The sequence below is a fragment of the Gammaproteobacteria bacterium genome, assembly GCA_035546635.1.
Taxonomy (GTDB): Bacteria; Pseudomonadota; Gammaproteobacteria; order JAURND01; family JAURND01; genus DASZWJ01.
The window spans coordinates 46,915-72,010 of the sequence record DASZWJ010000022.1 but is presented as its reverse complement, the minus strand read 5'-3'; the positions used below and the strand labels follow the sequence as shown (position 1 = coordinate 72,010).

Below are 25,096 nucleotides of genomic sequence, written 5' to 3'. Positions count from 1 at the left end.
GCAACATCCATGATAAATATACATATCGTTATTGACGGGAAAACAATAACACTTACACTCCAGAAAGACAGCACATTTTTAGACTTAGTGATGGCCGTACGAGCTGAGTGTCAAGCGCGTAATCTATCTTTGCCGGCGCATTATTATACTAAGCTGGGCAACCAACACACCAGTTTCACTCTAGGACATCTCGGTCTTAGCTTACAACAGATGGGTATTCACAATGATGCCATACTACAAACTGGCTTTGATTCTAGATTAACCGGCAGCAATCAAGATTTAACTATACAAAATCTGCGTTCCAGAATAGTCGATATCATTCTGGGCAGTTTAGCTAAGGAAATCACAGAATATCGCACTGAGTGCCTATTACATCCACTCTCCCCACCTGAGCCGAATACCCCCCAAACTTGTGCTTTACTTGCTCTGGCCTACCAATATCAGTTAATCAGTGCTGAAAAGGCGCAGGATATGATTTCGGCGTTGCAATCTCGCTATGCAGATCAAATAATTCCTGTAAATAGTCAAGAGCATGTGATTTATACTATGTTGAACTTGATGCTGAGTCCCGCTGGACAATTGCCTATTGCAGAACCTGCAGAAGAAAAACCAGAATCAACAGCAGATAAGAAAGATCCTTCAATAGCGAAAGTATTTGCTGATTTACCTTCAGTGCTTAAAGAAATGATCCGAGATGATGTACCCCCTTGCTCTGAAGCTGATGTGTTTGAGCATTTACCTCTAGGACTTCAAAATATTACTCGCGATTATGTAGAAGGTTTCGATCAGTGGATATGCAATACCGATATAGACCTCTCTATGTTTAGAACTTACTACAACCAGAGGACGCAACCCTTATATCACTTATATCAACAAGGACTTCCAGAAAATTGGGATGAATTGACTGAAAATAAAAAAACAATCTTTCTAAAACAGCATTTACCTGAAGATGAAATTTTACTCAGGCTAGGGTTGTATTTATCTGGGGTCAAACAAAATCTCAATCAATTATTATCAGACAGCACTAAATCTCTAAAATTAATATGGTATTTACAATTAGCGCTGGACCTGGGTGCTGATGTAAATCATAAAAATGAAGAGGGCTGGCCGGTACTTATGCAGGCAATTAATTCTTGCAATTTAATAGCCGTTAAAATATTTCTGGCGCAACCAGGTATTGATGTAAATTGCAGTAAGGATAACTTGAGTGCTCTGATGCTTGCATCATCTTATGGTTATTTCTCTATTGTTGAACTGTTACTAACCCACCCAGGCATTCAGATAGATCGTATGGATCATTTCCATAACACCGCGCTTATCTATGCAGCTCAAAGAAGTTTTAATGACAATGAAAATCTAATTTTAAAAATGTTATTGACGCATGGTGCTGACGAAAACCATACTAATAAAGCAGGTGATTCTGCGCTTATTTTTGCTTCTAGTAGCAACCGTGCTGCAAGAGTAGAAATATTATTAAAACACGGCGTTAATGTAGATCATGCTAATGACGATGGTGAGACTGCGCTTATCCGCGCATGTAGTTGTGGTCACTTGACGATCGTACCTATACTATTAACGTATGGTGCAGATTTAAATCATGTCAATCATGCAGGCGACACCGCACTCAAAATACTCAAGCGCGCATGTCATGTGGGCGATGCTTACCATCAAACCATTATCCTTTTAGAAAAAGAAGCAAAAACAAGACGTAGATCTATGATGGGTAGGCTTACCTCAGGTTTTTCTGAATTAAATCGCAGCCTTCCAAAACTATTGCAGACCCAAGCAAAACATAATGATGATAAACATCCTACTAAGAAAAAAGAGTTTAATATAGAACTTAGCAAAATAGAAATTTAACAAAGACTCCATAAAGTACTAACTGTTATGCTAAACTCTCACGCTCACATTGTTCAGGAGAAATCAATGGCATTAACTTATTCAAACCCCATGCAAGCAGGTACTACTGCCCCAGCATTCAATTTACTTGATACAATATCCGGCAAACAGTTGACATTAGCGCAACTCGCTTCCGACAAAGCGACTGTTATCATGTTTGCCTGTAATCATTGTCCCTATGTGCAACATATTTTATCTAAATTGATAGCGGTAGCTAACACTTATCAGAATAAAGGAGTGAGTTTTATTGCGATCAGCTCCAATGATGTCAAAGAATACCCTCAGGATAGTCCCAGCAAAATGCAACAACTTGCCATAGAAAATCATTTTACTTTTCCTTATTTATATGATGAATCGCAACAGGTTGCCAAAGATTATGGCGCAACGTGCACACCTGAATTTTATATATTTGAGGCTAATTTGCAGTGTGTTTATCACGGGCGTTTTGATGAATCAAGTCCCGGTAAATCAGTTGCAGTGACTGGACAAGATCTCTGCCAGGCATTGGATGCAATTCTAGCTGGAAAATCTATTCCTGAGCCACAGCATCCCAGCATGGGCTGCAATATTAAATGGAAAGCAGCTAAATAGTCGCTGGCACGAAATTCAAAAAATTATAAATTATATTAGAAGAGTATTTTTGCATGGGTCAATTATTTCATTATCTTATTCATTATAAAGGTCGACTTTCCTTTGCGGCGATTGCCAGCATTCTCAATAAAATCTTCGATCTTATGCCACCATTGTTAGTCGGTTGGGTCGTTGCAACCTTAAGCGGTCAAATTCCAAATTGGATACAAGTTTTACTGCCTAATCATAACATCTGGACGCTAGCTATTTTCTTAGCCATTTTGAGCGTGTTAATTTTTGGCTTGGAAAGCGTGACGCAATGGCTGGCTGATCGCGCATTTATGATGTTGGCGCAAGATGTACAGCACGATCTACGCATAGCCACCTATGAAAAAATCCAAGCACGGGAAATTGCATTTTTTGAAAATCATCGCATGGGTGAGACTTTGGCTATGCTCAACGATGATGTCAATCAATTAGAACGATTTTTAAATTCTGGATTTAGCGATTTGTTACAGCTGGCCACGCTGATGGTATTTTCCTGTTTTGTGTTATTTGCAACTTCTTGGCAGCTGGCACTGATTGGCATGGCGCCTATTCCATTGATTATCTGGGGTAGTTTGAAATTTCAACACTATATCGGTCCGCGTTATCGCTTGATGCGCGACAGTGTCGGACAATTATCCAGCCGTTTAGAAAACAATTTAAGCGGCATCATGGTGATTAAAAGTTTTACTGCAGAAAATTTTGAAACGGCACGTGTGACTGCGGCATCGAATCAATATCGCAAAACCAATTATCATGCGATTAATCTTAGTACTTTATTTGTGCCTTTAATCCGCATGTGTGTGGCTTGCGGTTTTGCTGGGGTTTTGTTAGCGGGGAGTTTCTGGATTCTCAATAATGAACACGGTATCAACGTTGCACAACTGGTAATGTTTTCTATGCTGATTCAACGTTTACTTTGGCCATTAACTCGTTTAGGGGTTACCTTAGACAGTTATCAACGCGCAGATGCCAGCGCCCGCCGCACTTTTTCATTGCTGGCTACTGAAGCCAAAATTAAAGATCCCGCGACACCAGTAACCCTATCCAAATGCCGCGGCACCATCAGTTTTAATCATGTGCAATTTCAATATGGTGAATATAAACCCGTATTGCAGGATTTAAACTTGCATATTGCCGCTGGAGAAACCATTGGCATTGCTGGGCAGACTGGTGCTGGTAAATCCACACTGATTAAATTGTTGCTGCGCTTATACGATGTGACGGGTGGTTCTATCTGTATCGATGGTCATGATATCCGGCAACTGTCCCTTTATGATTTGCGTCGTCATATTGGCTTAGTGAGTCAGGATGTGTATTTATTCCACGGAAGTATTGCAGAAAATATTGCTTATGGCTTGGCTGATGTTTCTCTCAATCAAATTATCCAAGCCGCTAAACTTGCGCACCTACATGAGTTTATCAGCACGCTACCGGAAGGATATGCTACCCTCGTCGGTGAACGCGGTATTAAATTATCAGGCGGCCAACGCCAACGCTTGAGCATTGCGCGTGCAATTTTAAAAAATGCACCGATTTTAATATTAGATGAAGCTACAAGCTCGATTGATACGGAAACAGAAAAAATTATTCAAGAGAATCTGAAATTAATTACCTCTGGAAAAACCGCGTTAATTATCGCCCACCGCTTATCGACGATTCGCGATGTCGATCGGATTTTTGTTATCGGCAATGGGGGTTTAATTGAGCAAGGGAGTCATGATGCTTTACTCAATCTCAATGGGGTTTATGCAGATTTATGGCGAGTGCAAAGTGGAGAGATTGAACATAAAGCACCTATCAGCGTCCTCAATTAAAACTAAATTTGTAACTATTCACCCGCTTTGAAAAAGGGGGTGAATAGTCAGAATTTTAGTAAGAAAAAAATGCATTCTAGCTAAATGAGTAACTAAATGCAGGTTTTCAGATCATTCGTACAACATATCTTATATATTAGCAGTTATTTTCAAAGAAATTGAATTCCGATAACTCTTATTCACACCATTAACAGTGTTAATTGAATTTTCAATATTAATCTTTTGATTTTGAATAAACGCATGCGCATAGCTGGTATCGATAGAAAAGATTTTGCTTAGCTTATATCCAACTGATGTCCCAAGTATCATATTATTACCTTCTGTTACTTGATAATTTGGATTCCCAGGTGATTCAACATAGCTGCCTGCTGTGCGAATGATCCATTTGGAAGATAAATGATAATAGCCACCAAAAGTATACACCCAAGCATTGTGGAAATGCAGAGGAATGGTAGCATTAGATAAAATAACTGGATTACCGCCTATTTCCGTTACCACATTATGCACATTGATATTATTGTATATATCCCATTGTATCCATTGGACTGTGGCAATCAAACCGAGACGCCGTGATAAAAACTGATTAACCGAAAGCACGTATCTCGCTGGAGTCCAATAATCAAAGCCAAAGTGATTCGATGCAATTGCAGGATTGCTTTCTAACTGACTAGTTCCCGTGAAGTGATAGGTCATTGAACTGCGGTAATTTAAGCCGATTTGTGTAGAAGAGGTAGGTTTTAACAGTACACCTAAATCACCACCCAAAGCATTGGCACTGGCTTCATCGCGGGTTTGAACATCGGGGATATCCAAGCTCGGGAATCCTGAAATCGGCGTAAACAGGAAATGGGCATGGGAAAAATTAACACTCGCACCGAAAGAGAGATAATCATTCAATTTAAAACCAACTGCAGGAACAACATCAATGTCTTCAATATTATTATCCGACATGACATAACGCAAAATAGAATTTTGGTCTAAGTCGCGGTTATAATTATTTGCCAATACTGCTAGTCCAAAGAACCATCTATCTGAGACAGGAATCCCTAAATAACCGGAAGGCAAAAAATAATTTGACTGGGTTTTAGTTGTGCCAGACTGATCAAAACCCGTGCTGGGTTGCGTCACTTTACCTGTAAATTGACTCTGAAACTGTCCCGCCGTACCCAAAGCGATTATTTGTGCATTTTTCAGTAAAGTTAAAGCAGCTGGATTAAAATAGGTTGCAGTAGCATCATTGACTACAGCAGTCCCCATGGTTGCTTCAATAAAAGAGGCTTTGCTCACTACGGGTACGAATAAAAATGCAGCAAGAATCTTCCATGATAATCTATAGTGAATCCATTTTTTCAACTTTGTCTCCGACGCACCTGCAGATAAGATTTTTTATTGGTTTTTAAATCATAATGCGCTAATGAGGGTATAAAATTATCGCATAATACTATAAGAAATTTATTTGAACACTATGTAGACAACGCGATGCTATGGTCACTTTCTACTCTGCCTATCTCGCAATCCACATTTAATACTATCTTAGCTAATTGGATAAATCAGCTAGAGATTTTTAATTACTTACGTGGAGTCTTAGCTTCGGGAAGCTGATCTGGTAACTCTACAGAGGGATTTCCAGAAGAAATATTTCAGGTCGTTGGACATGAAATCCTGATGGATTGGTTCCCATTGAATAGGTATTTTTTCTTAAAAGTTCTTGGCACTTTAAATATACTTCTTTAAGATTAAATCCAGAATCTACTAATGATTGAACTTGATCTGAATTGAGCTCTGATTCGTGCAATTCAATTTTTTCATTTATGGTTTTTAATAAATCAGATATTCTTTCTAAAGTTGACTTAAGCTCTTGACTAGTTGAGGGATACCCATTTACCCAAATAGGAAAAAAGATGTCACCTGCTTTTGCGCATAGCGCCCGGCAATCCTTTGCAGAAAATATTTTTGGTGCTGCTAAAGATAAAGCTTTAGCCTTTACTATTTCCTCCTCATCATCACTATCGCTTACAATATCTTCTACATCTGTTGTTTGATGTTTGGAATCTGTTTCTGAAGAATTTTTATTATTTAAAAATACAGATAAGTCTAATGCACTTTTTAATTCTTCTTCATCATCGCTTGCAACCTCATCCTCTATATCTGCTGGTTTTGATGTTAATTCTTGATTAATATTAAAGACAGCAAAGGAATGGTTGTTGCTTTCGCTAGTACTCGTAGTGGATGAACTTACAGCGGATGAAGTTGTTGATCGCGCTAATGTACTTAAATTTTGGGTCTCTACTATTTCCTTTAAGGTATTAAGTTCTCTAGATTGTTCGAGAGTAAGTATACGGTTTTTGCACTTAATTTCTAGTTGGTCAAGTAATTCTAGCAGTTCTACTGAAGTTTTACTGCCCACTGCGTCTATAATAGGTGATATTAGAGCTTTCCACTCGTTAGAGTCTATTAAAGTTTTCTTTATTTTTGTGTCTTTTATCTCAGTTTCTTCCACTGGGGGAGGAACTTGCAGATGAGCAGGAGCCGTGGCTCCCTTTTGGTAAAGTTCCTGATCGGTTGCCATTTTTTTGAGCAGATCTTGAACCGGACCCAGTTGCATGTCGAGTTTATATTTTGTAATTCTCTCTAGAAAATTTGCTTGAAGGAGCTTCAAATAGGGGAGGCGTTGATCCCGAGGTATTTCTTTAAGGTTGCTTATATTCTGTAAATAAATTTGTTTCAATTCTTCAATTATTTGGAGTTGAATCTTCGCCTTTACTTCGTCACAATATTCACGAAAAGGCTTTAGTGTAGGCTCTAAGATGTCTAAATTGACTCCTAAGCCCAGGATTGAATCAGGTAATTGCGATTCCAGCTTCGCTAATTGTTCGTAGATTGCTATTGATGAGGATGCTGATTCTACTAAAGCATTAATTTGTTCTTTGGCATTTAGAAGGATTTCATTCAACTTTTCCAATGTTTGTGCTAGGGGGGTTATTTCTGAAGTTGCTTGAGCCATGGCTGCAATACCTATGTTGATAAGGATAATTAGATTACAAGATTCTAATACATTTTCTCATACCTTGCTAAATTATTTTTATAGTCACTTGCAAAGACGCATCAAAAATAGGAACTTGACCTTTTAACACTCCGAATTTTGCTTCTGCCAAAAATTAGCTTCTTCCAAAGCATTTTTAAATTTCGGTAATTTCTTAAGTTTGTTCATAAATACCTCGTTCCTGTTTGCTCATATCACGTGCAGAAATGATTCTGATCAATTTTTTCCTGATAGTAAATGCAATAAATAATTGACGACCCGCATCTGTCACCCCAAGTAGCTACATACGCTTCTCTAAGACAGAATGCTTAACATCTTCAAAAAGTATTTAGCTAGGAATTTCCAACACTATTTTTCCTCGGACATGACCCGACTCAACAGCCTGATGCGCTTTAGCCGCCTCAGTTAAAGGAAATACCGATTGAATAAAGGGTTTAAGAGTGCCTTGCGCCAACAACTTAGCAATCTCTGTGAGTTGTTGAGAATTCGGCAGGGCAAAAACTGTCTTTCCTTCTATACCGTGCGTGTTTGCTGCCTTAATACCTTCAAAATCGATCATCGTGACAACGATGCCACCTTTTTTAACGAGTTGAAAAGATTTCTGCAAAACTTCTCCACCGATTGTATCAATCACCACATCGACTGGCTTTACGGCTTTTTCAAGAGGTGTTTTTGTATAATCTACATATTCATCAACGCCAATTTGGTTGAGAAATTCTGCATTTTTGGCAGAGGCCGTGCCGATCACATAAGCACCTTTCCATTTAGCTAATTGCACAGCTAGATGACCGACACCACCCGCTGCCGCTTGAATTAATACGCGCTGTCCTTCCGATATTTTAGCCACATCAAATAAAGTTTGCCAAGCTGTGATCGCGTTCATTGAGGCAGCGGAAGCTTCATGGTGACTGATTGCAGCAGGCTTAAGTACCGCCTCTTCTGCTTTAATTACATTATACTCTGCATAAGAACTGCCGACACGAAGTGCGTTAGGATAGGAAAATATTGCATCGCCTATTTTAAATTGCGTGACATGCTTGCCAATTGCCACTACTACGCCAGATAATTCCCAACCTAAAATAATCGGTAAAGTATAATAATCTTTTTTGTACCAACCTTCACGCACATGGATATCAAATGGACTGACACCGGCGCTGTGTACGCGAACTAATAATTCATCATCCCCAAAATTTGGTACTGGTACTTCTGCGTATTCAAGCACCTCGCTACCGCCATATCTTTTAAAAATTACTGCCTGCATGTGATTAGGATTTGACATATAACACCCTCTTAATAAAGATTATCCAATAAACTGGCATCATAAGGACGCAGTTCATTCTGATGATAAATACGTTGCACCAGATCAGGATTAGCAATAAATGCTCTGCCAAAAGCCACGCAATCGAATGCCGAATTGGATATAGCATCGATAGCAGTGCTGGGTGTATAACCACCACAACCAATCAACGTGCCCTGATAATGTGAACGTAGAAACTGGCTCATGGTCATTTGATTTAATTCAGCAAATGTTTTGCTATCATCGAAGTTCCCTGTGTGTAGATAAGCGATTGGGTATTTATTCAGCTGCATTAATAAATATTGAAAGACCTGCGCGTCTTTTATATCGCCGATGATTTGATTTAGATAAGCGCCGGGTGAGAGTCTAAGTCCCACACGTTCATACCCTAGCGTTTCACCGCAGGCTTTTACCACTTCCAATGCGAAACGCGTCATGTTTTCAGGCGTGCCACCATAATCGTCTTCGCGTTGATTTGTGTGATAATGCAGAAATTGATCAATGAGATACCCATTGGCACCATGAATTTCAACACCGTCAAAACCTGCGGAGATGGCATTGCGTGCAGCATCGGCATAAGCATCAATTAAATGTTTGATTTCTTCTTGTGTCACCGCGCGAGACTGTCCATAGGTTAGATTTTCTGTGCGATAGACTTTACCTACCATTGTGCTTGCCGAAGGTCCAATAGGTAATTCGCCCCGCAAAAAAGCAGGATGTGAGACGCGACCAACATGCCAGATTTGCAAAAAAATTAATCCATTTTTTTGATGTACTTTATCTGTCACTTTCTGCCAATGCTGAATTTGAGTTTTATTGAAAATACCGGGTACATTAAAGCATCCTAACGCACCAGGGCTTATGACCGTGCCTTCAGTGATAATGAGCCCAGCATCGGCTCGCCTAGCGTAATAATCAGCCATTTCTGGCGTGCTCACCAACTCCGCAGAAGCTTTGGCACGAGTCATTGGCGCCATGATAATTTTATTTTTTAGTGTGAATAAATGATTGAGTCGGTATTCTTGAAATAATGTTGAATGATTCATGATTTTCCTAATTTAGATATTGCAAAATTACGATTAATTTACAGAAAAACTATAGTTCTATAGGGTACTCTCAGAGTTATTGAATAAAATCTAGTTCCATTGCCGCTTAGAAATAAGAGGTGTCGGCCTAAGACTGCAGAGAAATTTAAGAAGCTTAGAAGCACTTCAAGCACTTGACGCCTAGTTATTATATCGTATTTTTCCGAAATATCAATGGGAAATTCTCTCTTTTTTAGTCTGTCATTTTAGTAAGCGTACAGGGCAATCATATTAAAAGGATTAAGTTAAGATTAGATTCGGCGATTACTATGAGTAAACGAAAGGTAACGACTAGAATTCGTTCATCAATGCATCAAACCCGCAATTCTTTACGCATATAAATCCGATCAAATCCCAATAAATAATCCTTAATCGTAGCAATAGGATAGAAACCGTGTTTTTCATAAAATCCTTGCGATTGAAAAGTATAAGTGTCGACATAGAGTTTTGATATACTTTTATTTCTAGGGGCATTTTCAATCTTCTGCAGGAGCTTTAGACCAATTCCTTGTTTGCGATAGGCCATAGCTACCCAAAGCACATCAATGTAAAGTGCATCACTATGCTCCCAAATTAATGCCCCACCAATAATTCTCTGCTGCTGATCTTTAACATAGATGCTCCAGTGTTTTGCAGTTTCTTGAATAACTTGCTTATTGAAATGGATAATTCCTTGACGAATAACTGCATCGTCTTCAGCTTTGGGATCATAATCAATTACATAGGTTAAAGTCGTTGCTAGTTGTGATTCTTGTGTTTTTAATTTGGTATCGAAAGTAAAAACCATACGATACGGCTGCGCCTGATTAGGTCTAACGTGTTTTTTTTCACAACGATATTTATCATGCATATATGCAGCAATAGTTTTTTGCCAAAAAACAAATGCGCTGCGATTTTCGGGAATGACTGTGATCTCCCACAATCCTGGATGTTGATCAAAAATCGCATGCGCAACAAAGCTTCCCACACCTTTGCCCTGAAATTTAGCCAAAATAAAAAATTCGTTCATATTCCAATCGGCATTAATTACGCATGAGCCCTTTTGATTTAATAAAACAAATCCGGCTAACTCATCATTGACGCGTATTAAATAGGCACGGCGCGTCGTCTCTTTAAAATAACTTAATAAATCAAAACATGCATATAGACCATCGGCAGGGATAGTCCAATCGGCTGAGATAAAACCACATTGCCGCGAAAGATCATAAACATAAAACCTTGCCATGTTTTGTATAACTGGATAATCTGGCAAGCTAGCGGATGTTATTTGAATATTCTGCTTCATAATTGTTTCGACATTAGATCTGTGTTTGAACCTCTGAGGCAATGCCAATGATCTCCAATGACTCTATTCCCATCACTGCCATCATTGATCCTAAAGTCTTAGCCATACCGATACAAGAATGCGGTGATGGCATGATGGATTTAACACAACAAAAAAACCTACTGTTCGGGGAATCCCCTGAAATACCAAATAATCAGGATTATACCAAATTGCGCATCGCAGTTTACGAAAAATTACTAATTGCCCAACAATCTTTACCTAATGACCTAAAATTTTGCCTCTATGAAGGCTATCGAAGTTTGCAATTACAAGAACAGTTATTTAATCAACGTTATCAAATGCTCAAGCAACGCCATCCCGACCTTGAACACCCACAGCTTTTTCAAGCAACCACCCGCATGGTTTCACCAACGATTAATTTAGATGGCTCTACAAATATACCGCCCCACGCCACCGGCGGCGCTTTTGATATTTATTTAGTTGATATGGCTGGCGAAATCGTCGATATGGGTATTCGCGCTGCTGACTGGATGCAGGACTATGATGGCTCCCTATCGAAAACTGATTCTTTAATCATTTCTGATCAGGCAAAGCATTACCGCGCCATCATGAGCCAGGCACTGAATGCCGTTGGTTTTGTCAATTACCCTTGGGAATACTGGCATTGGTCTTATGGTGATCGTTATTGGGCACATCAGCTTAAGAGGCCTTATGCTTTATATGGAGCCGTTTCTTGGTGAAAACACCAGTAAATTCCGGAGGTGAAGTCTGGAATTTACTGGTATTTTGAGCGTTGTCCTGGTAATATTTATTAATTTTTAGCAGGATAATAGCTTTATGATCTATAGAAACCTCTTTAACAAGGCTAATCAGCTATTAGAGCAATTCCCCGTCATAGTGCTTCTAGGAGCGCGTCAAGTCGGCAAAACCACCTTAGCCAGACAAATTAGACCCAATTGGCGTTATTTAGATCTAGAAAATCCTAATGACTTTGAGTTACTCACCAGAGACCCGGTTTTCTTCTTTAAGCAATTTCCTGAAAATATTATCATTGATGAAGCTCAGGAATTTCCTGGTTTATTTGCCGTTTTACGTGGGGTCATTGATCAAAATCGACAAACCAAAGGTCGTTTTATTTTAACCGGCTCAAGCAGCCTTGAGTTATTGACAGGCATCTCAGAATCACTTGCCGGCAGAATAGCTATCCTGAAATTAGGCACACTTAAAGCTAATGAGCTTTACCAACAACCTTTAAGCGATTTCTATAAATTATTTAGCCAAAAATTAAACCCTGACAATCTACCTAAAGGCAAACCGCTTCTGACTTTAGCTGAAATGCAAAAAATCTGGTTGCGCGGCGGCTATCCTGAACCTATATTAAATTATAACAATCATTATTACACTGAATGGATGGCTAATTATCGAGATACTTACATTAACCGAGATATTGCTAAATTATTTCCGCATCTTAATAAAAGTGCTTATCAACGTTTTCTGCAGATGCTCTGCCAACTGTCAGGAACTATGATTAATAAAAGCCAAATTGGCCGCAGCATAGAAGTCAGTGAAAAAACCATTAGCGAATATTTAAATATCGTCGCTGGTACTTTTTTATGGCAGCCCATCACCAGTTATGAAAAAGATCTGAGCAAATCCATAGTTAAAATGCCAAAAGGTTATTTTACCGATAATGGTCTTCAGCATTTTCTGTTAAAAATTCACGATCAAGATGATTTATATCATCATCCTAAAGTCGGCTCTTCATTTGAAGGGTTTGTGATAGAAGAATTATATAAAGGTTTACAAGCATTAGCCATTACTAACTGGGAGTTTCATTTTTACAGAACCCGCAACCAGGCTGAAATTGATTTAATTATTGATGGAAATTTCGGTGTACTACCGATTGAAATCAAACAAGGTAGTCAAGTCGCAAGACGCGAACTGATGACATTAACTCGATTTATTGAAGAGCAAAATCTGCCATTTGGTCTTTTAATTAACCAGGCCGAAGAAGCTTTGTGGCTGACTCCTAGAATCTATCAATTACCTATTAACTGGTTATAATTGGAGCAACCTAATTTGCCTAGGCTCACTGCTTTATAACTTCTGCTATCGCATTTATCTCTAGCAAGGCATCATAATGCAGTGCACAGCCGCAAGGAATTACTGTGCGTGCTGGCTTGTGCGCGCCGAGAATAGTTTGATAGACGCGATTAATCTCGCCCCAAAGCGCTAAATCCGCAACAAATATTTGCACACTGACTAAGTGATTCATATCAGAATCAGATGCTTGTAAAATAGCGGCGAGATTTTTAAAAACTTGTTCGGTTTGAGCAATAATTCCTTCGGGAATAAACTGATCTTTATTCGGCGTAAGAGGCAAAATACCCGAAACAAATACCAAACCTTGAGAAACGACCGCTTGTGAATAATGGCCGGCAGGCAGCGGGGCATTCACGGTTTCAATTAATTTCATGCGAGACTCCTTAAAAAAGAACAAAAAGAATTTAAATCAACATTACCTCCGCTTAAAATAACCCCTACTCTAGCGCCTTTAATATCTACTGTTTGGTTAAAAACTGCAGCCGCACCAAGACAACCGGTTGGTTCAACCAGTATTTTCATGCGTTCAGCAAAAAAACGCATTTGTTCACAAAGCGCTGTATCGCTAACTGTAACAATGTTTTTGACATGCGCAAGCAAAATAGGCAACACCAATTTGCCAATAAATTGCGTTTGTGCGCCATCGGCAATGGTATTCGGCACTGGGATGCTGATGATTTTTTTGCTTAAGAAGGATTGTTGTGCATCATTGCCTGTTTCAGGTTCTACGCCTATCACCTGACAATTTGGCGATAACTGCGCTGCAGAAATCGTCGAACCTGAAATTAGCCCACCTCCACCTATTGGAACAAATAAATAATCAAGTCCACCTACTTCTTCAAATAATTCTTTTGCGGCAGTTCCTTGACCTGCGATCACATCTTGATGATCGTAAGGTGGAATTAATTCTAGCCCACGGCTATTGACCAATTCTGCTGCAATGGCTTCACGATTTTCTCGTTGTCTATCATAGGTGATGATGTCTGCGCCATAACCTCTGGTAGCATTTAATTTGATGGTCGGTGCATCTTTGGGCATCACGATGGTGGCAGGGACATTGAGAAGACGCGCTGCCAATGCAATCGCTTGTGCATGGTTTCCTGATGAAAAGGCCACGACACCGCGTTGTTTTTGTGCTGGATTCAGGCGGCTAATGGCATTGTATGCACCACGAAATTTAAAGGCACCCACGCGTTGGAAGTTTTCACATTTGAAAAATAGCTTGGCGTTGACTTTTTCATCGGCCTGATGTGAAGTGAATACGGGGGTGCGATGCGCAATATGGTTTAATGTTTGCGCGGCTCTGGCAATATCATCATAATTGATAGGCAAATGGGTTGAGCTCATTAAAAAGACTCCGAATTAATGTGTAACTTTCTCGTAGGTAGTTACACAATTAATTACAAATTTATGTTTCTGTATCCTATTTTATTTTCCCAATGCCTGAAAAATCTTCTGCAAATCTGCCTCCAAAGAATGGGTTTCAATGGTTAATTTGGCAACTTGTGCATAGAGAGCATCCCGCTCAAGATGCAACTTGTTTAAAAAGGCTTTTCTGTTTTCTTCTGATAACAATGGGAAAGGTGGGAATGAACTTTGCGCCATGCGATCCAGCTGAGTCTGGGTGTCCACTTTTATATAAATTACATATTCCTGTGACAACAACTCTCTAATTTTTGGGCTTAAAATCACTGTATCATCGGTTGTAATCACCAGGTTTTCTTGCTTGGTATAATGAGATAATAAATCAGCTTGATATTGGAGAATCACTTCTTCACTCTGCTTACCCACCACATCATTAAGCGAACGACCCATATAACGTTCTAATCCTAGGTATATATCGATAAATTGCCAATCTAATTGATCGGCTACAGCTTTACCCAGTAAAGCTCGACCAGCGCCCATGTGGCCAACTAAAATAATACGTTTGGGTTTTTGCATAGCAATATCCTCGAAAAGATCAAACTCATGAAAGTAGAATTAACTCTTAAATACCAACCCCTCTTCGCCCTTGGTCACCACTATTTTATTTCCCGGCATAAATTTGCCAGATAAAATATCCTGCGCCAGTGGATTCTCCAAGTACTGTTGCACCGCCCGTTTTAACGGTCTTGCACCATAGACTGGGTCGTAACCGGCTGCAGCTAGAAAATCTAAGGCGCTGTCGGTCACTTCGAGGTGCAAATCTCTTTCCTTCAAGCGCTCTTCAACTCGCTTGATCTGCAGAGAAGTAATTCTGTGGATCTGGCTCTTATCCAGCAGATGGAATACAACCAACTCATCCACACGGTTGATAAATTCAGGACGGAAGTGTTGTGATACCACCTCTAACACGGCTTTTTTCATGGCCTCATAGGCACCGCCAGCCATTTCTTGGATCAAATGCGAACCGAGGTTAGATGTCATCACAATGACGGTATTGCGAAAATCTACGGTGCGACCTTGGCCATCAGTCAGACGGCCATCGTCCAATACCTGCAATAGCACGTTAAACACATCAGCATGGGCTTTTTCCACCTCATCCAATAGAATCAAGCTATAAGGCCGACGTCGCACCGCCTCAGTCAAATAGCCACCTTCTTCATAACCGACATAACCTGGCGGTGCACCAATCAAGCGCGCGACGGAATGCTTCTCCATAAATTCCGACATATCAATCCGCACCATGGCTTCTTCGGTATCAAATAAAAATTCGGCCAAGGCTTTGCACAACTCGGTTTTGCCGACACCCGTGGGTCCCAGAAATAAAAATGAACCAATGGGTCGATTGGGATCAGACAAGCCGGCGCGAGAACGGCGTATGGCGTCGGATACGACTTTGATCGCTTCATCTTGACCTATGACGCGCTGATGCAATAACTCTTCCATTTTTAGTAATTTTTCACGCTCACCTTCCAGCAATTTGCTGACAGGAATATGCGTCCATTTAGAAACGACTTCAGCAATTTCTTCAGCCGTGACTTTGTTGCGCAGCAAATGCGTTTCTTTTTTCTCAGCTTGCAAGGCAGAAGCCAGCTGTTTTTCTAATTCAGGAATGCGGCCATATTGCAATTCCGACATGCGCGTTAGATCGGAGGCGCGTCTTGCAGCCTCTAATTCGATACGTGCACGCTCCAAAGCTTCTTTGATCTGCTGGGCACCTTGCAGAGCAGCTTTTTCAGATTTCCACACTTCTTCTAAATCGGAATATTCTTTTTCCAGCTTTTTGATTTCATCTTCTAATTGCTGCAGACGTTTTTTACTGGCTTCATCCGTTTCTTTTTTTAAGGCTTCGCGTTCGATTTTGAGCTGAATCAAACGACGTTCTAATTTGTCCATCACTTCCGGTTTGGAATCTATTTCTAAGCGGATTTTACTGGCGGCTTCATCCATTAAATCGATGGCTTTATCCGGCAATTGGCGATCAGTGATATAACGATGCGAAAGCGTCACAGCAGCGACAATAGCCGGATCGGTAATTTCCACACCATGATGCAATTCATAGCGTTCTTTAAGGCCACGCAAAATGGCGATGGTATCTTCGACGCTAGGTTCATCTACTAATACTTTTTGGAAACGTCGCTCTAGCGCCGCATCTTTTTCGATATATTTACGGTATTCATCTAAGGTCGTAGCGCCAACGCAATGCAGCTCTCCTCGTGCCAAAGCCGGCTTTAACATATTACCCGCATCCATAGCGCCCTCGGCCTTGCCCGCGCCGACCATGGTGTGCAATTCATCGATAAATAAGATAATCTGTCCTTCTTGTTTGGCCAGATCTTTTAGTACGGCCTTTAAACGTTCTTCAAATTCACCGCGATATTTTGCGCCGGCGATTAGGGCACCCATATCGAGTGCTAAGACGCGTTTGTTTTTTAGTCCTTCAGGCACTTCACCATTGACGATACGCTGTGCCAGACCTTCGACAATGGCTGTTTTACCGACCCCAGGTTCACCAATTAAGACTGGATTATTTTTGGTGCGACGTTGCAGCACTTGGATAGTGCGGCGTATTTCATTATCACGACCAATCACGGGGTCTAGCTTGCCCTGTTCGGCACGGGCGGTTAGGTCTATGGTGTATTTTTCAAGCGCTTGGCGTTGTGACTCGGCTTCTGGATTATCGACTTTTTCACCACCGCGTAATTTATCAACGGACTTTTGCACGCCGTCTTTCGTGCCACCCACTTCGCGTAGGATGCGGCCTAACTCGCCTTTATCTTCAATAGCCGCCAGAATAAATAACTCAGAAGAAATATAGGCATCATTGCGTTCCTGAGCCAATTTATCCGCCACATTGAGCAAGCGATTTAAATCATTGGAAATATGTAGCTCACCACTGACGCCTTGCACCTTGGGTAGACGCGCCAAAGCGGCTTCTAAGCGGGTTTGCAATTGCTGGACGTTCACCCCGGCTTGGGCTAATAAATGCCGGGCGGTGCCACCGTCTTGCTCTAGCAATGCCAACATGAGGTGTAGGGGTTCTATGAACTGGTTATCTTGGCCGATGGCTTTTGATTGGGCTTCAGCTAAGGCGGTTTGTAATGGGGTAGTGAATTTATCAAAACGGGGCATAGGGGTCATCCTGTCAACTAATATAACTGGTAAATTGGGATGATCTCTGGTTTTTCAAGCTTTGAAGAACAAGCAGTTTGCCAAACTCAGCGCGCCCCCAGGGAAACTCATACCAACGAATAGTTGCTGCTTGGCAGGCTTTTCTGCGATAATTTTCTGGAATATGCCATTAACTGATTAAAAGGTTCATCCATTGTTTTAATGACAATATCAAATTCTTGCGGATTATCTTTATATTGCTCTTTTTTTAGCCTCTTAAAAATCCCATAAGCCATTTCTACTCCTCCGATCAATTTCAATACCTCTTCCGCTTCAGTACTTAAAATAAAATTTCCCTTCCTCTCATTTAGGAAAATAAAGATACAATCCATAATAAACTCATGGTCGCTTGGAAATATAGTCAATTCTTTAATAGCTTCTTTTAAGAATATAAAGCTGCGCTTACTTCTTTCAGCTTCGCATTCCTGACATAATGTCTTATATTGTTTTTTGAGCTCAGGAATTCTGCTGCGTTGCTGAATAATATCAGGATCTGAAGAGTCTGATTTTTGAATAATTTCTGCTACATCACCTAGAGAATCATCAGCATGTCGCAATGTTACCTTAGCCTGCTCTAAGGGTATAAAATATTTTTCCTTTAACTTTGCAATTCTTCCTTTACCCCATAAAGCTTTAAAATCAGCGTCTGTAAACTTTAATTTCGAAACTTTTTTTTCAGCTGGGTTTAGTTTAATTAATTGACCCACCTCGGCCAATATTTCACTAATTTCTTGCAATTGTTGCAGAATACCGTTTGTATCCTGTCCAGCTTTAAAAAATCTAATATTGGCTGTAGGAGACGCCGTTTGAAATTTGTTCCTACGTGCATCTAATTTTTCGTCATGATCTTTAGAAAAATCTAACTGGTTATAAAATATTTTTAAAGTCTCAATAAGGACTTGCATTTTCTTAAAATCATCTCTTGATCTATTTTTACTTTCTTGGTTTACAAACGCATTAGCTTGCAACACCTTATCTATCACTTTAAGCAGGTCATAAATAAATTGGTGGGCTATCTCAAATTCACAAGAATTTTTTACAAAGAGTGTCAAGCATGCTGCAGCCACATGAAAGTCTAATTGAGTAATTTTTTCCGCAGCTTCCTCTAAGATATGATAAGCTTGCCAAAGTCCCGTCTCATTTCTAATCAACAACAAATCATCACAGTACTTTTGTAACTCTAGAATTTTTTGAAGTAATATCGGGGATGCCAGAGCACCCACTTTGTTTTCATAGAGTGGTAAAAATTCTCCTACTATTGCTATTTCGGGCTTTGCTCTTTCTAGCGCTTCATAATATTTCAATTGCAATTCCATAAAGAGCGTACTTTCAAATCGCGCTTGGAATTTTTCATCGACAATTCTTGCTTTTTCTTCAGGAAAAAGGCCTTCCTCAATCAATCTTTGTATCGCACTTAATTGATCTTCAGCATCTTCCCAATTGGCTTGACCTTTAATAAATCTTTCTGAATCACAAGGCAAATCAAGGACAGGTCTAGATTTTTTTTCTTGGGACATATACTAAATAATACTCAACGACGTCTTTTTAAATCGACCACATAAAAAATCAATCCAACCACTAATAGGAAAATACCCCACCACAATGAAGGGTTTAACTGATATAGCACTGTTTGGGTATCGGGTTTAAACAGATAATAAACACCGGCACCGGCGATAATAATTCCGTAAATCATTAAAATAAAGCCGACAAATGACCAGATACTTAACTGCAGTTTGTTGGTAGTTGGCATTTTATATCCTCTTTCGTAGACCCCATTGGTTCGCATTACCAAAAGACAACGTTTAATACAATCAGCACTATGAATGATATCCCAGCCCACACTGCCGGTTTTTTATGCCAGGGTAAGGCTTCTGTCACTACTTCTCTAGGTGCACCTAGTACCAATCCTTTAATTGAGTCAAGCGGCTGCGGTGCTGTCAAAAGACTGATGATAATTGTTAATACAAAGGTAATGACCCAAGCCCAGATAGCTCGCCAAAAATCTGCAGCCATTGGGCTGGCAACCGCCGAAATGGTGAAATCAGCGGCAGACATCAGATTAAATTTCACCAATAAAAACATCACGGCTGAAACCACCATGCCGATCAGCAATCCCCAAAAAGCACCGGTGCCATTGGCACGTTTCCAAAACATCCCCAGCAGAATCGTGGCAAATAATGGCGCATTGACGATAGAAAATAACGCCTGCATGTATTCCATGATGGTGGGCATATCCATAGCCCAATATGCCGTCATAATGCTGATAAACATGCCTGCTAGCGTTGCCAGCCGTCCTATCCAAACATAATGCGTATCACTGCCATTTTGCACCCAATGCGCACGGTAAATATCATAGGTGAATACGGTATTGAAGGCGCTGATATTACCCGCTTGTCCAGACATAAAACCCGCCAACAACGCCGTAATTCCTAAACCCAACAAACCCGGCGGATAATAACGTTCTATGAGTACTAATAATGCTTCATCCGGGCGTTCTAGTGCATCGATATTATGTAACTTGACCAAAGCTAAAACGATTAAACCGGCAGTAACAACGATCAGTGGCACTGCCATTTTAAAGAAAGAAGCTAAAATCGGCGTTAATTGTGCTGTACGCAGATCTTTGGCCGAAAAAGCCCGCTGTACCACAAGAAAATCCGTCGTCCAATAACCAAAAGCCAAGACAAATCCCAATCCCATCGCCATGCCAAACCAATCGATAAACATGGGATTATTATGGGCACTGCCAGTATTTGCCCATAAATGCACAAAACCGGAGGGAATGCGTTCAGCAACGGCATGCCAACCGCCCGTCTCAATCACACCCAAGATAACAGCTAAAAACAATCCGCCCCAAATCAGAAAAAACTGCACCACCTCGGAAAAAATCGCTGAAGTTAATCCACCCAAGGCCACATAAATCGCCACCGTCAATGCGGAAATCCACATGCACGCAGAAATATTCCAGCCCAAAAAAATATGCAATACCAAGGCCATGGCATATAAATTGATACCGCTCACTAACAGGGTCATAATGGCAAATGCGATGGCATTTAACGTGCGAGTGGATTCGTTATAACGGAATTTGAGATAGGAAGGCACGGAGTAAATACCGCTGTGGTAGTAAAAAGGCATCATGTATAGTCCTAAAAACAACATCGCGGGAATGGCACCAATGAGGTAGAAATGCGCTGTGAGTATGCCGTATTGATAGGATTGTCCAGCCATGCCTAATAATTCTAGCGCACCTAAGTTGGCACTCAGGAAAGCCAGGCCAGCGACCCAGGAGGAATTTTTTCTTCCGGCCATAAAGAAATCATTGGCGCTCTGGGTGTGTTTTTTTACGTAGAAACCAATGCCAAGTACGAATAGGAAATAAATGAGGATAATGAGCCAATCAATGAAACTTAGGTGTGAGGTTGGCATGGGTTCTCCAGTGGCGGTTTTATTTTTTTGGTAACTGCGTCTAAAAGCTGCCGTATTGTCTCATATGAACCTGAAAATGCAATAAATTTGCAGAGATAATCAGGGAATACAGCCAAATTTCCTATATTTCACAAATTGCTTCACTCTGATATAATTTCATTTAGCAAATCTCCAAAAACCTATTTAGTGTAATGAAGCTATGTCAGATAAAAAAAACCACGAAACCTCGCAAACCTATGCACAATTGGCTTCTCTCTCTAAACCTTCTCTGCCAGAATTTTCCACCACCACTTCAAAACTTGACCAGGATACATTACTCGCCACTACGAATTTGGATACAACATCCAAAGAATTGAAAAAGAAATCTACGCAACTAGTTTTTGAAGATATAGACACTGATATAAAACTGGAAACTGAATTAACGTCCAATGAAGATTATGATTTAGATTTTGATTCTAATTTTGATTTTGATTATGGTTTGGAAAATGAAGCAATCTATAAAAAATGGGTAGAATTACGTAAAACCAGCGAAGAAATAGATAATTTAGAACAAGCAGAAGCTTTTGAGAAAAAAACAAAAAAATATGATAGCTTCAACATTAAGGGTTGTCTTTATGACGAACAACTGGAGGATTTAATTTACAAGCTGAATGTTTTCGTTACCAAAAAGAATTCACTGCTTAAAGATGCTTTTGCAATGGCAGAAAAAATTCTCCCTCTTCTTCAAAACCATTTAAGCAGACCTGAAATTCCTTCTCAAGTGTACCACAATTATGCTCTAAGTTTTCTGGCTATTACACAGACCAGGATTACTACATTTCATCAATTAGCCTTAGAATATCATGATGAATTTATCAGAGAACCTAATTTAACACATACCCACTATTGTGAGGTACTACATCGACTCGTTGAATTTACTATACAATCTTTCAAAGATCTTAAACTCCTCGAAAAAACTAAAGAACTTTACCAACACTGTGTGATTCAATTGCTTCTAAGCAATATTACTATATTACATGTGCATAACAAAAATATTAAAACACTGTGTGAATCAAAGTTATCTTTAGTCAATCGGGAATCAGGGAGACCAAGCTTTCTGTTACTTAAGAAAAATTTAGATAACAATATACAAGAATATTATCTTAACATACTAAAATTAATTCCTAGCTATGCTTTCGAGAAACTTAGTTTATATTTAGAAATTGTTCTTTATTTATCTCCACAAAATATTTCAAAAGAATTTAATGAGCAGACAAAAGAAGCCAGAGAATTTCACAAGGAAAACAAGCCAAAAAGAGTATTAGATTTGTTTAAAACAGCAACCGATCAGTTAGATTCAGATTTTGGCGCAGCAGTCCATAACTTTAAAATAACTATTAGATTTTTAAAACACATTAAACCTGAAGAAATTTTTTTTAATCTCATCTCTCCCCTAGTGGCAAAAGTTCAAGTCCACATAGAGCAACTAACAGATCGCTTAACGTTTTTATACAAAAAAATCCATGATAAAGGACCATCAAAGCTACAACTAAAAAATGATCTTGAGAAAATATCTATTTTATCTAAGGTCTTGATGGAAATTATCAATCTCGTACTTAGGCTTAAAAAAACACAAGACTACAATAAAATAATTTTTTGCGTCGAGTGTTGTCAGGCGAGGGTGAATCAAATCCGTGGCTGCTTTGAACAATTACACGGGCGTAGCAATGAAAAATTTTTAAAATCGGCTTATGAATCCCTGTTAAAATTAACTAGAAAAAATCAAGAAGCAATGACGCTTTTTTCTCTGGCAGAAACTTGCATGGCGTTAGGTAATTTTTCAGCGGCGTCTGCCGCCTGCCAGGAGAGCATTACTCAATTACACAAAGAACATAAAACAAAAACCACAGAACACCTTGATTTATTTAATGCTTTTAAGTCACTAAATGCCCAACTTACAACGCTGAGTCAAATTCAAACGTCTTACACACAATTAACAAAAAAAATAAATCTATTTTCTGCACAAATCGATGATAAATTAAAGAAATTAAAGGAATCTAAAGATAAACCCAAAGCTAATTCATTGGATTTTACAACATCACCACTCAGAACCTATCAAGAAAAATTAAATAAATTGGAGCAGTCAATATCGCAATATATCTCAACGCATGATGAAATTGATCCAGCAAAAAAATTGGCCGAAAATATCAGAAAAACACAAAAGGATATGCAGGATTTATCTGATAGAGTAGCACATGAAAAGCAGTTATTAACCCCAACCAATACACCACCCAAACCATCTATCCCTGAGACTGGCACAACTCCAACCATTGATAATTCTGTTCCTCAAGAACCCACCAGCCTTGAAGTACCCACAAAAACTTATAAATATCCTAAAAAAAAGCGGAGCACAAAACCACGGTTGAATAAAAACAATAAAACCGAACGAAAAAACAAAACAAAAAACACAGGATCAAGGAAAAAGCCAACTGCAGATACTAGCTTATCTGCAGATAATTTACCGAGCGATGACGTCAAAAATCAAAAAAATTCTGTGGAAAATACTACCAATGTATCTGAGGAAGCTTCCACTTCGAACCAAGAAAGTACGCCACCTCCATCTTTAAAATCTACAGATATCAATAGCAAAGCTATTTTGATAGACGATGCGCTAGAAAAATCAAAAAACCTAGCACCGCCTAAAGAAAGTACCAATCCTAAAGAAGATGCAAAAGCAGATCAATCCTTAACAGCAGAATCTAAAGCCCCGCCTGCAACCATTCCCATGCGCAAATCTATACCTGCTGAATTTACTGAGGATGCCATTCAAAGTGTACTTAGCCCCGAGAAAAAAGCAACATTGATTAGATTAATTACGCTAAAAAATGACTCAGATGTTAAAAAGCATGAAATTAACCTGCAATTACGCGGCTCGTTTATTATTTCTTGTGCCAGCGTATTTTTAATGGAGAAGCTATATATTTCTAGCGACATTGATTCAGCCTTTTTAACGTCTCAAGAAAATTTAACACAATTTGTGAGAATAGCTACTAACAAAAAGTATGGTTATTTAATTGTTTTTCAGCAAGGCAACTGTGTGGGGTTGAAGCACAGTAAAGATAAACTATCAGATATTCAAGGTGCAACACCAGACTATGTACCTAACTATAACCCTTTTATACTCACGCGTTTTCCTATGGACATTCAACTCAAAGATGGTAAATTGCATTTTGCATTATCTAGGAACGTCAGAAAAGCATTGGAGTTTTGCTTGTTGAATGGAATTTTTCCAGCCGAACTAGCACCACCAAACCGATCAAAAAATATCATGCATTATTTTCCACGTCTGATAAAATATACTATTAATTTCAAAGATATATTAAACATAGTTTTTAATGAACAAGACAAGGATTCTAATAAATTTACGCGGATAAAACCTGAAACCGTTTTTAACTATTTTAAACAATATTTTCGTGATCTTTTTGCTCAAAATGATGATTATTACATAAAGCATCATTTTTCTAGTTTGATTAAAATGATACAGATGGGAATTTTTGCCACCGCAGCTGCAACTGTTTACCTCACCCATCTTAATGAAGCCTACCTGTTACGCGATAAAGCCAGTAAAGACTCTACTCCGACGAGCCTGGAAGCTGCAAAAAATACGACGGCTATCCTTCAAACTTATTTTGATAGAAATCCAACGCGGGCACCCATTTTGCAACAAATAATGCGGCATTTATCTCGATTCAATTTAGAAGTTTTAGCCAGTGAAACGGAGAAAGCTCGGCTGATTGATGGTCTAGAAAAGCTATTTAATTTTTCATTTGAAAATTTACATCAGAAAAAAATTTTATTTCTTAGTTCTTCCTCAAACCCCAAAATTCAGCAACCATCTAACAATGAGCAAACAACACCACAGCCTACCAACCAGGAGTTAATATTGGGATAATA

The 25,096-nt window shown here is 39.4% G+C and carries 19 protein-coding genes; 6 read left to right on the top strand and 13 right to left on the bottom strand.

Annotated features, from left to right (window positions below; translation table 11 throughout):
- Positions 1–9: 9 nt before the first annotated feature.
- The 3 genes from VHE99_05845 (at position 10) to VHE99_05835 (ending at position 4,331) form a co-directional block, all read left to right on the top strand.
- The gene (locus VHE99_05845; protein ID HVV68540.1) at positions 10–1,860 is read left to right on the top strand and encodes an ankyrin repeat domain-containing protein; all 1,851 of its coding nucleotides are present in this window, start codon (positions 10–12) and stop codon (positions 1,858–1,860) included.
- Positions 1,861–1,926: 66 nt separating this feature from the next.
- Positions 1,927–2,490 carry a thioredoxin family protein gene (locus VHE99_05840; protein HVV68539.1) on the top strand — a complete coding sequence of 188 codons (564 nt, stop codon included), beginning with the start codon at positions 1,927–1,929 and terminating at the stop codon, positions 2,488–2,490.
- Positions 2,491–2,543: 53 nt separating this feature from the next.
- On the top strand, positions 2,544–4,331 hold the full coding sequence (locus VHE99_05835) for an ABC transporter ATP-binding protein (GenBank protein HVV68538.1): 1,788 nt from the start codon (positions 2,544–2,546) through the stop codon (positions 4,329–4,331).
- A gap of 129 nt (positions 4,332–4,460) precedes the next feature.
- Here the strand turns inward: VHE99_05835 and VHE99_05830 are convergent, their stop codons facing one another.
- From VHE99_05830 to VHE99_05805, 6 genes are all read right to left on the bottom strand, one after another.
- A complete protein-coding gene (locus VHE99_05830; protein ID HVV68537.1) occupies positions 4,461–5,684 on the bottom strand; it encodes an outer membrane protein transport protein in 1,224 nt (407 codons plus the stop codon).
- 259 nt (positions 5,685–5,943) lie between these two features.
- Complete coding sequence (locus VHE99_05825; protein ID HVV68536.1) at positions 5,944–7,335, bottom strand: hypothetical protein; 1,392 nt, start codon at positions 7,333–7,335, stop codon at positions 5,944–5,946.
- A 193-nt stretch (positions 7,336–7,528) separates the two neighbouring features.
- Positions 7,529–7,645 (bottom strand): BrnT family toxin, encoded by a 117-nt coding sequence (locus VHE99_05820; GenBank protein HVV68535.1) that lies wholly within the window; start codon positions 7,643–7,645, stop codon positions 7,529–7,531.
- Positions 7,646–7,702: 57 nt separating this feature from the next.
- Positions 7,703–8,653: an NADP-dependent oxidoreductase gene (locus VHE99_05815; protein HVV68534.1), complete on the bottom strand. Its 951-nt coding sequence runs from the start codon at positions 8,651–8,653 to the stop codon at positions 7,703–7,705.
- A gap of 11 nt (positions 8,654–8,664) precedes the next feature.
- On the bottom strand, positions 8,665–9,717 hold the full coding sequence (locus VHE99_05810) for an alkene reductase (GenBank protein ID HVV68533.1): 1,053 nt from the start codon (positions 9,715–9,717) through the stop codon (positions 8,665–8,667).
- 352 nt (positions 9,718–10,069) lie between these two features.
- Positions 10,070–11,041, bottom strand: a complete 972-nt coding sequence (locus VHE99_05805; protein ID HVV68532.1) for a GNAT family N-acetyltransferase — start codon at positions 11,039–11,041, stop codon at positions 10,070–10,072.
- A 47-nt stretch (positions 11,042–11,088) separates the two neighbouring features.
- On the opposite strand from VHE99_05805, the gene VHE99_05800 reads away from it, so the two are divergent.
- Complete coding sequence (locus tag VHE99_05800; protein HVV68531.1) at positions 11,089–11,781, top strand: M15 family metallopeptidase; 693 nt, start codon at positions 11,089–11,091, stop codon at positions 11,779–11,781.
- A gap of 97 nt (positions 11,782–11,878) precedes the next feature.
- Positions 11,879–13,105 carry an ATP-binding protein gene (locus VHE99_05795; GenBank protein HVV68530.1) on the top strand — a complete coding sequence of 409 codons (1,227 nt, stop codon included), beginning with the start codon at positions 11,879–11,881 and terminating at the stop codon, positions 13,103–13,105.
- Positions 13,106–13,130: 25 nt separating this feature from the next.
- Here the strand turns inward: VHE99_05795 and VHE99_05790 are convergent, their stop codons facing one another.
- From VHE99_05790 to VHE99_05760, 7 genes are all read right to left on the bottom strand, one after another.
- On the bottom strand, positions 13,131–13,517 hold the full coding sequence (locus VHE99_05790) for a RidA family protein (protein HVV68529.1): 387 nt from the start codon (positions 13,515–13,517) through the stop codon (positions 13,131–13,133).
- Complete coding sequence (locus tag VHE99_05785; GenBank protein ID HVV68528.1) at positions 13,514–14,491, bottom strand: threo-3-hydroxy-L-aspartate ammonia-lyase; 978 nt, start codon at positions 14,489–14,491, stop codon at positions 13,514–13,516. The genes VHE99_05790 and VHE99_05785 overlap by 4 nt, the downstream gene beginning before the upstream one ends.
- Before the next feature lie 81 nt (positions 14,492–14,572).
- Positions 14,573–15,085: a shikimate kinase gene (locus VHE99_05780; GenBank protein ID HVV68527.1), complete on the bottom strand. Its 513-nt coding sequence runs from the start codon at positions 15,083–15,085 to the stop codon at positions 14,573–14,575.
- Between the two features lie 39 nt (positions 15,086–15,124).
- On the bottom strand, positions 15,125–17,698 hold the full coding sequence (gene clpB / locus VHE99_05775) for an ATP-dependent chaperone ClpB (GenBank protein ID HVV68526.1): 2,574 nt from the start codon (positions 17,696–17,698) through the stop codon (positions 15,125–15,127).
- A 107-nt stretch (positions 17,699–17,805) separates the two neighbouring features.
- Positions 17,806–19,254 (bottom strand): hypothetical protein, encoded by a 1,449-nt coding sequence (locus VHE99_05770; protein HVV68525.1) that lies wholly within the window; start codon positions 19,252–19,254, stop codon positions 17,806–17,808.
- A 14-nt stretch (positions 19,255–19,268) separates the two neighbouring features.
- A complete protein-coding gene (locus VHE99_05765) occupies positions 19,269–19,487 on the bottom strand; it encodes a hypothetical protein (protein ID HVV68524.1) in 219 nt (72 codons plus the stop codon).
- Between the two features lie 35 nt (positions 19,488–19,522).
- A complete protein-coding gene (locus VHE99_05760; protein ID HVV68523.1) occupies positions 19,523–21,163 on the bottom strand; it encodes a sodium:solute symporter family protein in 1,641 nt (546 codons plus the stop codon).
- 199 nt (positions 21,164–21,362) lie between these two features.
- Here VHE99_05760 and VHE99_05755 point away from each other — a divergent pair, with 199 nt between their 5' ends.
- Complete coding sequence (locus VHE99_05755) at positions 21,363–25,094, top strand: hypothetical protein (protein ID HVV68522.1); 3,732 nt, start codon at positions 21,363–21,365, stop codon at positions 25,092–25,094.
- Positions 25,095–25,096: the final 2 nt, after the last annotated feature.

Coding starts and splice junctions, on each gene's coding strand:
- VHE99_05825 (HVV68536.1), bottom strand. CDS start 7,335: ATGGCTCAAGCAACTTCAGAAATAACCCCCCTAGCACAAACATTGGAA.
- VHE99_05760 (HVV68523.1), bottom strand. CDS start 21,163: ATGCCAACCTCACACCTAAGTTTCATTGATTGGCTCATTATCCTCATT.
- VHE99_05790 (HVV68529.1), bottom strand. CDS start 13,517: ATGAAATTAATTGAAACCGTGAATGCCCCGCTGCCTGCCGGCCATTAT.
- VHE99_05805 (HVV68532.1), bottom strand. CDS start 11,041: ATGAAGCAGAATATTCAAATAACATCCGCTAGCTTGCCAGATTATCCA.
- VHE99_05800 (HVV68531.1), top strand. CDS start 11,089: ATGATCTCCAATGACTCTATTCCCATCACTGCCATCATTGATCCTAAA.
- VHE99_05770 (HVV68525.1), bottom strand. CDS start 19,254: ATGTCCCAAGAAAAAAAATCTAGACCTGTCCTTGATTTGCCTTGTGAT.
- VHE99_05785 (HVV68528.1), bottom strand. CDS start 14,491: ATGAGCTCAACCCATTTGCCTATCAATTATGATGATATTGCCAGAGCC.
- VHE99_05765 (HVV68524.1), bottom strand. CDS start 19,487: ATGCCAACTACCAACAAACTGCAGTTAAGTATCTGGTCATTTGTCGGC.
- VHE99_05795 (HVV68530.1), top strand. CDS start 11,879: ATGATCTATAGAAACCTCTTTAACAAGGCTAATCAGCTATTAGAGCAA.
- VHE99_05835 (HVV68538.1), top strand. CDS start 2,544: ATGGGTCAATTATTTCATTATCTTATTCATTATAAAGGTCGACTTTCC.
- clpB (HVV68526.1), bottom strand. CDS start 17,698: ATGCCCCGTTTTGATAAATTCACTACCCCATTACAAACCGCCTTAGCT.
- VHE99_05840 (HVV68539.1), top strand. CDS start 1,927: ATGGCATTAACTTATTCAAACCCCATGCAAGCAGGTACTACTGCCCCA.
- VHE99_05755 (HVV68522.1), top strand. CDS start 21,363: ATGTCAGATAAAAAAAACCACGAAACCTCGCAAACCTATGCACAATTG.
- VHE99_05845 (HVV68540.1), top strand. CDS start 10: ATGATAAATATACATATCGTTATTGACGGGAAAACAATAACACTTACA.
- VHE99_05815 (HVV68534.1), bottom strand. CDS start 8,653: ATGTCAAATCCTAATCACATGCAGGCAGTAATTTTTAAAAGATATGGC.
- VHE99_05780 (HVV68527.1), bottom strand. CDS start 15,085: ATGCAAAAACCCAAACGTATTATTTTAGTTGGCCACATGGGCGCTGGT.
- VHE99_05810 (HVV68533.1), bottom strand. CDS start 9,717: ATGAATCATTCAACATTATTTCAAGAATACCGACTCAATCATTTATTC.